Below are 14,416 nucleotides of genomic sequence, written 5' to 3'. Positions count from 1 at the left end.
CCAACCATGATGCAGTCCAATTCTAAAATATATGTTGCCGGTCATCGCGGAATGGTAGGAAGCGCCATCGTCAGGAATCTTCATCAGAAAGGTTTCACGAATATCGTCACACGCACTTCAACAGAACTCAACCTGATCAATCAACACGACACAGCCGCTTTTTTTGAAGCTGAAAAACCTGAATACGTATTTCTGGCAGCGGCAAAAGTCGGCGGAATCGTTGCCAACAACACCTACCGTGCAGATTTTATTTACGAGAATATCCAGATACAAAATAACGTCATCCACGAAAGTTACAAGAGCAATGTAAGGAAATTACTTTTTCTGGGTTCTTCCTGCATTTACCCGAAAGAAGCGCCCAGCCTTTGAAAGAAGACGCGTTGCTCACCGGACTTCTCGAACCTACGAATGAGCCTTACGCCATTGCAAAAATCGCCGGAATTAAAATGTGCGATGCTTACAGGGCACAATACGGCTGTTCGTTCATTTCGGTAATGCCTACGAATTTGTATGGCAGCAACGACAATTATGATCTTGAAAATTCACATGTGCTTCCGGCACTTCTCAGGAAATTCCATGAAGCGAAAATCAACAACCAGCATTTTGTAACGGTTTGGGGAAGCGGAACGCCACTCAGGGAATTCCTCCATGCCGACGACATGGCCGATGCATGCGTATTCCTGATGCAGCATTATGACAGCGGCGGTTTTGTGAATATTGGTTCAGGAGAAGAAATCAGCATCAAAGCGCTTGCCTTTTTGGTGAAGGAAATCACAGGATATGAAGGCGACATTATATTCGACACCACAAAACCTGACGGAACGCCAAGAAAATTAACCGATACCACACGCCTTAACAACCTCGGATGGAAATACTCGATTGCATTAAAATCAGGAATCGAACAAGTTTATAAAGACAAATTTATTGATGTGTAAGATTTCCGTAATAACGATCAATTACAACGATGCGGCCGGACTTGAAAAAACAATTCTTTCGGTTTTGAACCAGAATTGCGATGATTTTGAGTTCATCGTCATTGACGGCAATTCGACTGACGGCAGTAAAAATATCATCGAAAAATATGCAGGAAAACTAACCTTTTCAGTCAGTGAGCCCGACAACGGAATTTACAACGCCATGAACAAAGGTATCAACGCCGCGAAAGGCGAGTACCTGCTTTTTATGAACAGTGGTGATATATTGGTTGATGATGCCGAAATATTAAATAAATGCCTTTTAATGCTTAACGCAGATGTCGTGGCGTTTGACTGCTTTTTATCCGAAAACGATAAAATCACAGACCGCCGGACGCACCTACAAAAACCGACACTTTTTTATGTATACCAATATGGATTGAAGCACCAGAGTACTTTTATAAAAAAATCACTTTTTGAAAAATTCGGACTTTACAACGAAAAATATAAAATTGCCGGCGATTATGAATTCTGGATGCGTTGCTTCCTGCAGCCCGAAACTTCGGCGGTCGGATACGATCTGCCGATTGCCATTTTTGCCCTCGGCGGAATCTCGCAAAATGCAGACTGGTCAATTGAGCATAAAAAAACCGAACAGGAATGGCTGCCGCATCTTGTTGATGATTTTCATCATTTCAAGCAATTGACAAAATACGAGAAATCACGTTTGTTGACGACAGTTGTTAAATTTCAGAAAAGCATCAGGAAAATTTTCAGGTAATTATAATGAAAAACAAACACACTTGGAGAAACTAAAAACAATATTAGTTGTTGTAGATGCAATCGACATTGAAGCCAGCAGTGGTGCAAAAGCCAATGTCGCTATCATAAAAAATCTAAGGGACACAGGTTTTGAAGTTTTGGTTTATCATTATACAAGAAAAATATTACAATCGAAGGCGTTGATTGTCACGCTATACCTGAAATAAAATATAGCCCGAATTATTTTTTAAGCAGGACGCAAAGAGTAATAAGCCGTAATTTAAAAATAGAACTGGCCTCTTTTTTTGAAAAACGATTTGGTTTTTCATTTACTTTTTTCAATGATACGAGCAGTATCAAAAATGCCCTGAAAAAAATAAAAATCGTTCCGGATTTTGTATTAACATTAAGTCAGGGTGGAAGTTTCAGGCCACATTATGCCCTGTTACAATTGCCACAATGGCACTCAAAATGGATAGCGTACATTCATGATCCTTATCCGTTTCATTATTATCCGCGGCCTTATAATTGGGTGAAACCAGGTTATAAAGCGCGGGAAGCTTTTTTGTCGAATTGTCTGAAAAAGCAAAATACAGTTGTTTTCCAAGTGAATTATTAAAAGAATGGATGGGAAGTTATTTTCCGGAATTCCTGAAAACCGGTTTTATAATTCCGCATCAGGATTCAAAATATGAAGTCAAAGATGCCGCATTTCCTGAATATTTCGATTCGAAAAAATTCAATCTGCTGCACGCCGGAAATCTTATGAAGCAACGTTCTCCCGAAGGCCTCATAAAAGGATTTTCGTTATTTCTTGAACGCCATCCGGAAGCAATGCAAACAGCGAAATTACTCTTGCTCGGTTCAGCAGATTTTCATACAAAAATGCTCGAAGGTTACAAAAATGAACCCGGAATTTACATCCACAATGGCAGCATTCCATTCGATTTGATTTACAATCTTCAGCAACACACAAGCATCAATGTCATCCTTGAAGCTAAATCAGAAATCAGTCCGTTTTTGCCGGCAAAATTCCCGCATTGCGTTGCTGCCGACAAACCGATTTTTTTGCTTTCGCCTTATTACAGTGAAACCAAAAGGCTTTTAGGTAACGATTATTCGTTTTGGTCAGAGGTTGATGATGTTGAAAAGATTGCAGCAATTATCGGACAGCTTTACGATTTATGGACACAATCTCCGGGCAAATTGCAACTTGACAGGCCTGATATCAAAGCCTATTTATCGGCTGATTTCCTGAAAAATGCCATTTTAAACCTTGAAAATTAATATGCAGGAAACTACATTTGCCATATTGATTTCCACGAAAAACCGGATCAATGATTTGGCGATAACCTTAGCCGGCATTGACAAGTTATTTCCCAATCTAAATCTGGAATGTGTTATCTATGATGATGGGTCGACCGATGGAACTTTTGAATATGTAGCAAGTAATTTTCCACAATTCAGACTTCTTCGAAACGAAACTTCAAAAGGATATATATTTTGCAGGAATAAAATGCTCAACGAAACGAAAGCAGATTTTGCCATTTCGCTCGATGATGACGCGAATTTCGTTACAGAAAATCCGTTAAATCCTATCGCCAATTATTTTGCTGCCAATCCGAAATGCGGCGCAATCGGTTTTCGAATATTCTGGGGATTGCAATTGCCTGACGATACAAATACAAAGCAACAGCCGCATCGCATGAAAGCTTTTGTCGGCTGCGGGCATATTTGGAGGATGGAAGCCTGGCGCGCCATTCCGAATTATCCCGAATGGTTTGTTTTTTACGGAGAAGAAGAATTTGCCTCGAAACAGCTTTTCCAGAAAAATATTGAAGTTCATTATTTTCCTGAAGTTCTTGTTCACCATCGTGTCGACGTCAAATCAAGAAAAATCAATTCAGATTACACCAGACGCCTGAAATACAGCCTGCGATCAGGATGGCTGATGTATTGCCTGTTTGACCCGATTGTATTGATACCACGAAAACTGGCTTATTCTGTCTGGATGCAATTCAAGACCAAAGTTTTCAAAGGAGATTGGCGTGCCGCAATCGCAATAATTAAAGCGCTGTCGAGTGTGCTTTTTGCAACGCCAAAAATCATCCGTTCCCGAAAAGCCTTTACAAAAACCCGTTTGCGAGAATACGAAAGCATCGCACCAACTGAAATATATTGGCAGTCCGGAAAGTAATCAAATGCTTTTGTGAATATTTTTTTTACATTTACGCGTCAGCGAAATATTATACACGAAATGAAGGACAATCTCAACATATACTTGACCCGCAGCTATTTTGCCGACGCCATGCTCGATAAATATTTTCCGGATGCGCCCAATAAAGTCGTGAGTGATATTGGTGCCGGTTTCGGGCATATGAGAGCCAAGGTCAATAGTTTAGAAGCGACCTGGCAGCCGTTTGATTATGTCCGTAAAATTGAAGAAGCGACCATTTGGGACCTGAATGAAAATCATCCGGAATCAGCCCGAAAAGCCGGAACAGTTATCTTTCTTGAAGTACTGGAACATTTGGCAAATCCATTGTTAGGGCTCCAGAATATCGCAGCCCACATGGAAGCGGGAAGCTTTTTAATATTGACGACACCAAACCCGGCTTCAAGTATCAACCGCGTTGATCTGTTATTGAAAGGAAGATTGTATGCTTTTCAGGAAAAACATCTTGAAGAACATCACGTTTTTACGCCCTGGCTGCATATCGTTAAATTTTTTCTCGAGCAATGCGGCTTCGAGATTCTTGAATATGGAGTTGTAGACGTGCAACACAAAGGGAAATCTCGTTTCACAATAAAGCATTTCATCAGGCGAAAAATAGAAAGTACCATCGAATATTTCGACCCTTATGCACAAGGCATGAGCTACGGACTGGTCGCCCGCAAAAAATCATGAGAACACCATTTATTATAGCAGAAATCGGCCAGGCGCACGAAGGCAGTCTCGGAATGGCATTTTCCTATATTGATGCGCTTTCCGGAACCGGAGTTGATGCTGTGAAGTTCCAGATGCACATCGCAGAAGCTGAAAGCAGTGCTCACGAACCATTTCGCGTTAAATTTTCCGTCGAAGATGACAGCCGTTTTGATTACTGGAAACGAATGTCATTTACATTGCCGCAATGGAAAGCAATAAAAGCACATTGCGATAAGGCCGGACTCGAATTTCTGTGTTCGCCATTCAGCAATCTTGCAATAGACTGGTTAGAAGAAATTGGCGTAAAAAGGTATAAAATAGGTTCGGGCGAAGTCAATAATTTTTTATTGCTCGAAAAAGTCGCGCAAACCGGAAAGCCTGTAATATTGTCTTCGGGCATGAGCAGTTTCGAAGAACTCGATGCAACTGTTGGTTTTTTAAAACAAAGAGCTGTAAAATATTCAATTTTGCAATGCACCACCGCCTATCCGACGAAGTCTGAAAATTACGGACTCAACGTGATTGCTGAACTCCAGGCGCGTTATAATGTTCCGATAGGCTATTCCGATCATTCTGCCCAAACGGCTACTTGCATCGCAGCGACAGCTTTAGGCGCTTCAATTTTGGAGTTCCATGTGGCTTTCGACAGAAGGCAATTCGGCCCGGATGCGCAATCATCGCTGGTTATTGACGAAGTAGCTTCATTGGTGAAAGACATTCGAAATATTTGTACGGCACTTGAAAATCCGGTCAATAAAAATACCAATTCCGATTTTACATCGCTGAAACAAATTTTCGAAAAATCGCTTGCCGTAAACAAAGTACTTCCGAAAGGACATATCCTGAGTTTTGCCGACCTGGAAGCCAAAAAACCAAAAGGTTACGGAATAGAAGCTGCAAATTTCAACGCTGTCATCGGAAAAAAACTCACAGCAGACAAAGCCCAATGGGATTTTTTAAATGAAGAAGATTTATCATGAATAAAAGAAAAATAGCGGTCGTTATCACAGCGAGGCCTTCCTATAGTCGTGTAAAGACTGTGCTTAAAGCAATCGTGGCGCATCCCGGTTTGGAATTGCAACTTATTGTTGCGGCTTCTGCCTTGCTCGAAAGATACGGTTCTGCTGTAAATTACATAGAAAACGATGGCTTTGAAATCGCCGCAAAAGTCTTCAACGTTCTCGAGGGCGAAAACCTGACCGCTGCCGCAAAAACGACCGGAATCGGGATTTTAGAGATTTCTACCGTTTTTGACAACCTTAAACCTGATATCGTAATTACGGTTGCCGACAGGTTTGAAACAATGGCTACAGCCATTTCTGCTTCTTATATGAACATTCCGCTCGCACACATCCAGGGCGGAGAAGTCACCGGAAATATTGACGAGAAAGTGCGACATGCCATTACAAAGCTGGCAGATTACCATTTTGTAGCGTCAGAAAATGCACGTGAAAGGGTTATAAAACTGGGTGAAAATGCGGATTTTGTTTTTAATACCGGCTGTCCGTCAATTGACATTGCTTCAGAAGTTGTAGCAAATTCGCTGCACTTTGACCCATATGAAAAATACGGCGGCGTTGGTGCACAGCCAGACCTATCGAACGGCTATCTGGTCGTAATGCAGCATCCGGTGACAACAGAATACCGCGATTCAAGAAAACATATCGAGGAAACACTGAAAGCTATTGGCGAACTCAATATTCCGACACTTTGGTTTTGGCCTAATGTCGATGCCGGTGCTGACGGGACTTCAACAGGAATAAGGAGTTTCCGCGAAAAAAATAAACTTGAAAAAGTACATTTCTTTAAAAATATGGAAGGTGACGATTTTCTGGTATTGTTGAACAATTCCCTCGGATTGATTGGCAATTCGAGTGTCGGCATCCGCGAATGTGCCTTTTTGGGCGTGCCTGTGATCAATATCGGAACACGCCAGAACAGACGCGATCGTGGCAATAATGTGACTGATGTCGATTATGATAAAGACGCTATCATCGAAGCTATTAATCGCATTATTGCTGACGGTAAATCACCCGTTTCATCTGTTTATGGCGGTGGAAATGCAGGCGAGGAGATAGCTAAATTGCTGTCGGAACTACCATTGCAATTTCACAAAACCATTTCTTACTGATGAAAATTCTCGGCATAATTCCTGCGCGCGGCGGATCGAAAGGCGTTCCGGGTAAAAACATAAAATTACTCGGCGACAAACCATTGATTGCTTACACGATTGAACAGGCGTTACAAAGCAGTTTACTCGCGAAAGTTATTGTTTCTACAGACGACGAAAAAATCATGGAAACGGTAATGCAATTGGGCGCTGAGGTTCCGTTTAAAAGGCCTGCTGAATTAGCCAATGACACCGCTTCAAGTATTGCGGTAGTGCAGCATGCTGTTGATTTCCTCGAATCCGAAGGCGATTTTTTTGATGCGATATGCCTGTTACAGCCCACTTCTCCTTTCCGTGAAAACGGATTCATCGATCAGGCGATTGAAGATTTTGCACAAAAGAATGCCGATGCGCTCATAAGCGTGCTTCCGGTTCCGCAAGAATTAAACCCGCATTGGATTTTTGAGAAAGACGCTTCGGGTTTCCTCAATATCGCCACCGGCGAAAAAGAAATCATTACCCGCAGGCAGGATTTACCGCTTGCTTTTTTCAGGGATGGCGCGGTATATCTTACAAAAATTGATGCAATAAAAGCGGGTTCATTTTATGGAAAAAAACTCATTTCCATACAAAGTAACCCGGAATTATATATCAATATCGATACGATTGATGACTGGCATGAAGCCGAGAAAATATTACCAAAATACCTAAATCAACGCTGATGTGTGGCATTGCGGGCATTTTAGGAAATCATTCCGGCAATATCAGGAAAATCGATGCGATGCTGACCGCTCAGCAGCACCGTGGCCCGATGCAAAAGTTGTCTGGCACGAAAAACAGCTTTTTTAGGGCACAACCGCCTCTCTATTATAGACCTTTCTGACGATGCCAACCAGCCTTTTTTGGATGCCTCGGGTCGTTTTGCAATGGTTTTCAATGGCGAGATTTACAATTACCTGGAATTAAAGAAAGAACTAACTGATTATCCTTTCAAAACTGAATCAGATACCGAAGTGCTGCTCGCCGCCTATCTTAAATGGGGTAAAAAGGCACTTGAAAAATGCAACGGCATGTTCAGTTTTGCCATTTGGGACAGGCAGGATAACACCTTATTTGCGGCTCGCGACCGCTTTGGCGTCAAGCCGTTTTATTATGCTGTTTTGAACGGACAATTTTATTTTTCCAGCGAGATCAAGGCGCTTTTTGCCGCCGGAATCGCAAAGAAAAGAAATCAAAAAGTCTGGGCGAATTATTTCACTTACGGTACTTATGGCTTGCCCGATGAAACCTTTTGGGACGGAATCGAGCAACTTCCGGGTGGACATTGCATGGAAATCCGCTTTAGCGAAACAATAAATACCACAGCAATACAACCTGAAAAATGGTATGATTTCGAGCAACGCATTTCAAATACGCCACCATTGCCTGAAGAAGAATTAAAGGAAAAATATGAAGCATTCCTCAACGATGCCGTAAAACTCCGCTTCCGGTCAGATGTCCCGCTTGGGATGAATGTTAGCGGCGGATTGGATTCTTCGACACTGATTGCGGTTGTGCGTGACAACCTGAGTTCCGATAAAAATATTGAAGCCTTTACGTTTTATACCGGAAATCGCGATTATGACGAGTTGCCGTGGGTTGATAAACTTATGCAAACAACGCCGTATGAACTCAACAAAGTATTGCTGAAATCAACGGATGTGCCGGAACTAATTGCCCAAATCAGCCATTTTGAAGACGAGCCTTTCGGCGGATTCCCGACTTTGGCTTACAGTCTGCTTTTCAAAAAAGCCCGCGAAAAAGGTATTAAGGTATTGCTCGACGGTCAAGGCATGGATGAAGCCTGGGCCGGTTACGATTATTACCACAACAATAGCAACAGTATCATTCAGGGATTAAATTCTAGTCCGGTGCGGCCTGAAATCCTGACAGATGAATGTAGAAACCTGGCGCAAAGAGATGAATATCCGCAACCTTTCGACAATAAATTACAAAACCTGCAATACCGCGATTTATTTTACACTAAAATTCCACGTGCGCTGCGTTTCAATGACCGGATCAGTATGATGCACGGCACCGAACTGCGCGAGCCGTTTCTGGATTATCGCCTTGCCGAACTCGCTTTTGCACAAACAGAGAAAATGAAGATGCAAAACGGGCAAACCAAATGGCTGCTCCGAAACCTCGTAAAAGAAAAACTCGGCGATACTATCGCTTTAGCACCAAAAAGACCTTTACAAACGCCGCAACGCGAATGGATTGCCAATGAGTTAAAGGAATATTGCGAACAACAGATTAAGCAATTCAGCGAAATGGATTTTGTAAATAAAGCAAAAGTCATTTCGCTTTGGGACGATTATCTCAAAGGAAACCAGGACAATAGTTTTTACATCTGGCAATGGATCAATGCCGTCAGGTTATAAGGTTTATATTTTGCCTTGCTGAATGAAAACAATATATTTGCGGTATAGACCAAACCCATGAAGACTTTAGGAATTGTAATTACCGATGGCGTCGGATTCAGGAATTATGTACTGAGTAATTTTCTCAACGAAGCCCAAAAACAATTCGATTCGGTCGTACTATTTTCCTGCCTCCCTAAAGACGCCTATGAAAAATACGGCATCAGCTGTAAAATCATCGAGCTTGAGGTTTTTGAAGAAAATTTCAGCAACTGGTTTTTCAGGAAAGCCAAAGAAGTGGCGCACATGCAACTGTTCGCCGACGATTATTTCGGGATTAAAGACAATTTAAAGCTGGCCTCCGTCAGAAATTTCTCCAATCGTGGCATTGCAACACAATTTATCGTAAAATGGACATCAATTTTCAATTCTGAAAAATGGATACAGCGTTACAATAAACTCCAACAGCGCACTTTCGCCAATCATAAAATCACTAAAGATTACGGGAAACTGCTCAAAGATGAAAATATAGATTTGTTGTTTTTTACACACCAAAGGCCGGGTTTTATCGCACCGATGATTTATGCTGCTGAAAAACTCCGAATTGAAACGGCCTCATTCATTTTTAGTTGGGACAATCTCGCTTCAAAGGGAAGAATGGCAGGCAATTTCAACCATTATCTTGTCTGGAGCCATCTCATGAAATCTGAAATGCTTCATTTTTATGAAAGTGTAAAACCCGAAAATGTCAATGTTGTAGGAACGCCGCAATTCGAGCCCTATGTAATGCCCGAATATGCTTCCGAAAAAGCCGATTTTTTAAAGAAATTCAATCTCAATCCCGATAAAAAGATAATTTGCTTCAGTTGCGCCGATGCCAGTATTGGCGCCAATGATGGTTTGGTAATTGCAACAATTGCGAATTTAATGCGCGACAAAAAAATCGATTTTCCATGCCAGTTGCTGGTGCGTACTTCACCTGCGGAACTGCCTGCGCGATTTGAACCGGTCAGGAATGAATTTCCCGAAATCATCTGGAACACCCCAAAATGGATTTCTACCCGCCAGCATCATGCAGAAATGTGGTCGCAACGCGTTCCCGATAAAGAAGATGTATCAGATTTGCGCGCGATTTTAGAATTCAGCGATCTTAATATCAATATGTGTTCAACGATGAGCCTTGACTTTATGTTATTCGATAAGCCGGTTATCAACACTGTTTTTGGCAATGGCGTGAATGGATTGTACGACGACCAGCGCATCCTGAAATTCCTGCATTATGAAAAAGTAGTCGAAAGCAATGCGGTTATGGTAGCAAAAAATGCATCTGAATTAGAACTGGCTATAAATGAATCGCTTGCCAATCCGGAAGCCAGGAAAAGAGCGCCAAAATTTGATTGATTTGCAAATCAGCGTGCCTTTACTGCATACCAGCGAACGCATCGCTAAAGCATTGCGCAATATCACTGACGCCCAAAATCAGACAAAATGAAAAAAATCATCATCCTGACTTCTAATGAATTGCGACATGATTTTTTCAGAAAATTTATTGCGGCTGAACCAGGAATAATGGTTTTAAAAAGCTATTGCGAAGTACCGAAAGCCAGTATTCAACAGGAAATTGGCAATACCGAAGAAAGTAATCTCAGGCAACAGCATCTCGCCCTGCGGGAACAGACAGAAATTGATTTTTTTGAAGTTTTCTGCAAAAAAATAACCGATCGGTCGAATTCGGAATTTATAGAAAAAGGCCAAATCAATTCCTCTGAAAAGATCAACGAAATCATCAACCTGAATCCGGATGTAATTATCGCATACGGATGTTCGATTATCGATGCGCCGCTGATCAATCATTTTAAAGACAGGTTTGTCAACATTCATTTGGGTTTGTCTCCGTATTATCGCGGTTCGGGAACGAATTTTTTTCCTTTTATAAATAATGAAATCCAGTGCGTCGGCGTTACTTTTATGCACATCAACAATGAAATCGATGCCGGAGCAATCATTCATCAGATACGGCCGGAAATCATCCACGGCGATACTATTCACCAAATCGGCAACAGGCTTATCAAAAAAATGGCAGCAATTTGTACAGCGCTTATTCTGAATTTTGATGATTTGGCTGAACCTGGCCGGTTAATTTTCATACAACCGAACGGTATTATAAAAAGAAAGATTTTACCGAAACAGCCGTTGTTGAAATGTACGACCGTTTTTCCGAAGGGATAATCGGTGAATATCTTGAAAACCGGAAAAATCTCGAGGCAGCATTTCCGATAATTCAAAACAAGGCTTTGGTATGAAAGCAGTCATGTACCATTATGTCAGGCCTTTCGATCCGGAAATGCCCTATTTCAAAAACCTCGATATCGAAGATTTTGAAAAACAGCTCGATTTTTTTGAAGCTGAATTCGGATTCGTATCAAAAGCAGATTTTTCTGGATTCATTTGCTACGGGAATATTGCCAAAAGGCGTGGTACTGACTTTCGACGACGGCTTGATTTGTCACTATAATTATGTATTGCCGGTACTCAAAAAACGAAATTTATGGGGCATTTTTTACATACCGACGCAGCCTTTTACCATCAATAATTTACTCGATGTACATAAAATTCATCTTTTGCTGGGAATCAATTCAAGTAAAATTGTATACGACAGACTGAAGGAGATGATTTCAGACGATATGCTGCCCGATTTACTCAAAAAAGAATTCAGGGAACTGACTTACGACGACCAGCAAAACGACGATTATACTTTATTGGTCAAGAGAATCCTGAATTATTACATCGGTTATGACCATCGCGAAAAAATCATGGAGCAATTGGTTTCAGATTTGATCCCGGCCAGATTTATGAACCCTGAAAACACCTATTTATCTGAGGCGCAAATCAGTGAAATGCACAATTCCGGTATGATTATCGGCAGCCACAGCGTTTCGCATCCCGTAATGTCGAAGTTGTCTGCAAGAGCGCAGTACAATGAAATTGCAGACTCATTTGAAATTTTGAACCACATGAATGCAATCGGTGCCACCAAAACTTTTTGTTATCCTTATGGTGGATTTCATACTTTTACGAATGAAACGGAGCAACTGCTAAAAAATGAGGGCTGCCTCTTTTCGTTCAATGTAGAGACAAGGGATGTTAATCTCGACGACATTATGCAAAGACCGCAGGCACTGCCGCGATATGACTGTAATTACTTTCCATTTGGCGCGTGCAGGTAGCAAATAAAATCAGGAATGAAAAAAATAGCCATCATCTGTAATTATGCCTTAATGCCCGAACGCATCGGTGGCATGGACTATTTTTTCTGGATGTACGCCGATGCCTGTAAGAAAAATGACATTTCGGTTGATTGGTTTTTCCCAAATGCAAGTGATCACGGCAATTACCCAAAAATGAAAATAATAGCTTTCGGAGCGCAAAGCCCGGAATCTTTTTTTTTGGATTTTTGTAAGATTGAAAACCCGGGATACAATTTCGTCATCACACATTTTATCGAATTGTGCACGCCTTTTTTTAGGAAACTGGCTAAGATTTCCAATGCGAAAATTATTGCAATCGATCATAATCCAAGACCAATTGGCGGTTATCCGTTAAGGAAAAAAATCGAAAAGCGAATCAAAGGAATATTGTTTTCACGCCATATCGACCAATTCATTGGTGTTTCTGATTACACTTCTAATGCGATCCTCAATGATTTTGGTGCGCATCTCAGGAAAAAAACAATTACGATTTATAACGGTATCCAAACTGCGGAAATCCGTCAGCGATTAATCAGAAATTTGAAAAATCCATCATTCCTGGTCGCTTCGCATTTGCGCGAATCAAAAGGCATTCAGGATTTAATCGCCGCAGTTGCCCAACTTCAGAAAGCAACATTGCCAAAGCTGAAAATTGATATTTATGGCGAAGGTTCGGTATGAAAATTTCCTTCGGGAAGATATCAAAAACCACGAACTTGAAAGCGTTTTTGAATTTATGGGAAGCCGCCCGAACCTGCATGAAATTTTCTGCCAATATGATTATATGCTGCAACCAACGCACATGGAATGTTTCAGCCTTTCCATTCTTGAAAGCTTAGCAGCCAATGTTCCCGTGATCACAACAAATGTCGGCGGTAATGAAGAAGCGGTAACAAATGGTGAAAACGGATTTATTTTCAAGGCTAAAAATGTAGATGCATTGGCGGAAATTCTTGAAAACATCCTGAACGGGAATTTAAAAATCGAAAAAGAAGTCAGCAGTTTCATCACATCGCATTTCAGCCTCGAACAGATGGTCGAAAAACACCTTAAATTACTTGAAAAATGAGTTATAACAGCCTTTTGCCGTTAATTAAAAAAACAAAAAGCAATCTTTCGCCCGAAGAATTCCAGTCGGTGATTAACGTTGTTTTTCACGATTTTGAAGCCGCGCATTACGACGCCATGCACAGCGACATGCGCGACAGCCTTCAGGAACAGGTCGATTTGCTGGTCAAAGATTTGTTCGAAAAACGGCAAATTGAGTCCGATAATCTGAGTTTATTAGACATCGGTTGCGGAACCGGATTAAGTACCCAGGCAATCCTCAATTCCGGGTTGGGAAAACATATTGCAGCCATAACTTTGCTCGATACTTCGCCCAATATGCTGGTTCAGGCAGAGGAAAAAGCAAAACAATGGGGCAAAAGCTATACGCTTGTCAATGGCCATCTTTCTGAAGTGACGGCAAAATTCGATATTGTTGTAATTTGCTCGGTGTTGCACCATATTCCGGATTTGGAAAAATTTCTGGCAGAAGTCAGCAATGTGCTCAATCCCGGTGGCATACTGATTCATCTTCAGACCGAATGGCGATTCGATCAATTCAAATGTTTATAAAGAACGCGTAAAATCACTCGAATCAGCCACGGAAAAACTTCAGCCAAAAAAGAAAATGACCGATTATATCCCGAAAAAATGGCGGCATTTCATCAACAGGAAATTAGGCAGGAAAAATTATATCGACCTTGTTAATGACAAACTTCTCGCGACCAAAGCCATCCGGAAAAGAATGACGGCCGACGAAATCTGGAGCGTGACAGACATTCACGTCGAAACAAAAACCGATACTGAAAATAAAGGTATTTCTATACAATTTTTAAAAACTCAGCTGACTGATTTTGTTTTGGTCAATCAACGTTCTTACGGGTTTTTCGGAGTTCTTAAAAGCGATTTGCCTTCAGAATTTACCGCCACCGAAGACCGCCTGATAAAAGAAAATGACCTTAGCGGACGAAATGTATCAGCCATCTGGATAAAAAACAAATAAG

17 protein-coding genes and 1 pseudogene are annotated in these 14,416 nt (G+C 41.3%); all 18 read left to right on the top strand.

The annotated features are described in order from the left end of the window. Positions 1-9 precede the first annotated feature (9 nt). Positions 10-935: pseudogene (locus ACSLFW_RS20110) on the top strand (GDP-L-fucose synthase family protein). After that, entirely contained in the window at positions 928-1,695 is a 768-nt protein-coding gene (locus tag ACSLFW_RS20105) for a glycosyltransferase family 2 protein (protein ID WP_436557239.1), read from the top strand. Before ACSLFW_RS20110 ends, ACSLFW_RS20105 begins: the two are co-directional and overlap by 8 nt. 22 nt (positions 1,696-1,717) lie before the next feature. Further along, entirely contained in the window at positions 1,718-1,903 is a 186-nt protein-coding gene (locus ACSLFW_RS20100) for a hypothetical protein (protein ID WP_436557238.1), read from the top strand. Between the two features lie 346 nt (positions 1,904-2,249). Then, complete coding sequence (locus ACSLFW_RS20095) at positions 2,250-2,963, top strand: hypothetical protein (RefSeq protein WP_436557237.1); 714 nt, start codon at positions 2,250-2,252, stop codon at positions 2,961-2,963. Continuing rightward, complete coding sequence (locus ACSLFW_RS20090; protein WP_436557236.1) at positions 2,953-3,873, top strand: glycosyltransferase family 2 protein; 921 nt, start codon at positions 2,953-2,955, stop codon at positions 3,871-3,873. The genes ACSLFW_RS20095 and ACSLFW_RS20090 overlap by 11 nt, the downstream gene beginning before the upstream one ends. A gap of 60 nt (positions 3,874-3,933) precedes the next feature. Continuing rightward, positions 3,934-4,584 (top strand): methyltransferase domain-containing protein, encoded by a 651-nt coding sequence (locus ACSLFW_RS20085; RefSeq protein WP_436557235.1) that lies wholly within the window; start codon positions 3,934-3,936, stop codon positions 4,582-4,584. Further along, a complete protein-coding gene (locus ACSLFW_RS20080) occupies positions 4,581-5,585 on the top strand; it encodes an N-acetylneuraminate synthase family protein (RefSeq protein ID WP_436557234.1) in 1,005 nt (334 codons plus the stop codon). The genes ACSLFW_RS20085 and ACSLFW_RS20080 overlap by 4 nt, the downstream gene beginning before the upstream one ends. Then, positions 5,582-6,736, top strand: coding sequence for a UDP-N-acetylglucosamine 2-epimerase (gene neuC, locus ACSLFW_RS20075; RefSeq protein ID WP_436557233.1), 1,155 nt, complete (start codon positions 5,582-5,584; stop codon positions 6,734-6,736). Before ACSLFW_RS20080 ends, neuC begins: the two co-directional genes overlap by 4 nt. Next, positions 6,736-7,437, top strand: coding sequence for a cytidylyltransferase domain-containing protein (locus tag ACSLFW_RS20070; protein WP_436557232.1), 702 nt, complete (start codon positions 6,736-6,738; stop codon positions 7,435-7,437). Before neuC ends, ACSLFW_RS20070 begins: the two co-directional genes overlap by 1 nt. An 81-nt stretch (positions 7,438-7,518) precedes the next feature. Next, positions 7,519-9,138: an asparagine synthase (glutamine-hydrolyzing) gene (gene asnB, locus ACSLFW_RS20065; protein WP_436557231.1), complete on the top strand. Its 1,620-nt coding sequence runs from the start codon at positions 7,519-7,521 to the stop codon at positions 9,136-9,138. Positions 9,139-9,195: 57 nt separating this feature from the next. Then, positions 9,196-10,518, top strand: a complete 1,323-nt coding sequence (locus tag ACSLFW_RS20060; RefSeq protein ID WP_436557230.1) for a hypothetical protein — start codon at positions 9,196-9,198, stop codon at positions 10,516-10,518. A gap of 87 nt (positions 10,519-10,605) precedes the next feature. Continuing rightward, entirely contained in the window at positions 10,606-11,346 is a 741-nt protein-coding gene (locus ACSLFW_RS20055; protein WP_436557229.1) for a formyltransferase family protein, read from the top strand. A 70-nt stretch (positions 11,347-11,416) separates the two neighbouring features. Further along, positions 11,417-11,632 (top strand): hypothetical protein, encoded by a 216-nt coding sequence (locus tag ACSLFW_RS20050; protein WP_436557228.1) that lies wholly within the window; start codon positions 11,417-11,419, stop codon positions 11,630-11,632. Then, complete coding sequence (locus ACSLFW_RS20045) at positions 11,592-12,344, top strand: polysaccharide deacetylase family protein (RefSeq protein ID WP_436557227.1); 753 nt, start codon at positions 11,592-11,594, stop codon at positions 12,342-12,344. Before ACSLFW_RS20050 ends, ACSLFW_RS20045 begins: the two co-directional genes overlap by 41 nt. 15 nt (positions 12,345-12,359) lie before the next feature. Then, positions 12,360-13,046 carry a glycosyltransferase family 4 protein gene (locus tag ACSLFW_RS20040; RefSeq protein ID WP_436557226.1) on the top strand — a complete coding sequence of 229 codons (687 nt, stop codon included), beginning with the start codon at positions 12,360-12,362 and terminating at the stop codon, positions 13,044-13,046. Beyond that, the gene (locus ACSLFW_RS20035; protein WP_436557225.1) at positions 13,027-13,434 is read left to right on the top strand and encodes a glycosyltransferase; all 408 of its coding nucleotides are present in this window, start codon (positions 13,027-13,029) and stop codon (positions 13,432-13,434) included. The genes ACSLFW_RS20040 and ACSLFW_RS20035 overlap by 20 nt, the downstream gene beginning before the upstream one ends. Further along, a complete protein-coding gene (locus ACSLFW_RS20030; RefSeq protein WP_436557224.1) occupies positions 13,431-13,985 on the top strand; it encodes a class I SAM-dependent DNA methyltransferase in 555 nt (184 codons plus the stop codon). The genes ACSLFW_RS20035 and ACSLFW_RS20030 overlap by 4 nt, the downstream gene beginning before the upstream one ends. Positions 13,986-14,040: 55 nt before the next feature. Next, positions 14,041-14,415: a hypothetical protein gene (locus ACSLFW_RS20025; RefSeq protein WP_436557223.1), complete on the top strand. Its 375-nt coding sequence runs from the start codon at positions 14,041-14,043 to the stop codon at positions 14,413-14,415. Position 14,416 lies beyond the last annotated feature (1 nt).

It is taken from the genome of Flavobacterium sp. 3HN19-14, from assembly GCF_051373205.1.
In the GTDB taxonomy this organism is placed as follows: domain Bacteria; phylum Bacteroidota; class Bacteroidia; order Flavobacteriales; family Flavobacteriaceae; genus Flavobacterium.
Note: the sequence above shows the minus strand (reverse complement) of the source record. Positions and strands in the feature narration are given on the sequence as shown.

Coding starts and splice junctions, on each gene's coding strand:
- ACSLFW_RS20105 (WP_436557239.1), top strand. CDS start 928: ATGTGTAAGATTTCCGTAATAACGATCAATTACAACGATGCGGCCGGA.
- ACSLFW_RS20085 (WP_436557235.1), top strand. CDS start 3,934: ATGAAGGACAATCTCAACATATACTTGACCCGCAGCTATTTTGCCGAC.
- ACSLFW_RS20080 (WP_436557234.1), top strand. CDS start 4,581: ATGAGAACACCATTTATTATAGCAGAAATCGGCCAGGCGCACGAAGGC.
- neuC (WP_436557233.1), top strand. CDS start 5,582: ATGAATAAAAGAAAAATAGCGGTCGTTATCACAGCGAGGCCTTCCTAT.
- ACSLFW_RS20070 (WP_436557232.1), top strand. CDS start 6,736: ATGAAAATTCTCGGCATAATTCCTGCGCGCGGCGGATCGAAAGGCGTT.
- ACSLFW_RS20060 (WP_436557230.1), top strand. CDS start 9,196: ATGAAGACTTTAGGAATTGTAATTACCGATGGCGTCGGATTCAGGAAT.
- ACSLFW_RS20055 (WP_436557229.1), top strand. CDS start 10,606: ATGAAAAAAATCATCATCCTGACTTCTAATGAATTGCGACATGATTTT.
- ACSLFW_RS20050 (WP_436557228.1), top strand. CDS start 11,417: ATGAAAGCAGTCATGTACCATTATGTCAGGCCTTTCGATCCGGAAATG.
- ACSLFW_RS20040 (WP_436557226.1), top strand. CDS start 12,360: ATGAAAAAAATAGCCATCATCTGTAATTATGCCTTAATGCCCGAACGC.
- ACSLFW_RS20035 (WP_436557225.1), top strand. CDS start 13,027: ATGGCGAAGGTTCGGTATGAAAATTTCCTTCGGGAAGATATCAAAAAC.
- ACSLFW_RS20030 (WP_436557224.1), top strand. CDS start 13,431: ATGAGTTATAACAGCCTTTTGCCGTTAATTAAAAAAACAAAAAGCAAT.
- ACSLFW_RS20025 (WP_436557223.1), top strand. CDS start 14,041: ATGACCGATTATATCCCGAAAAAATGGCGGCATTTCATCAACAGGAAA.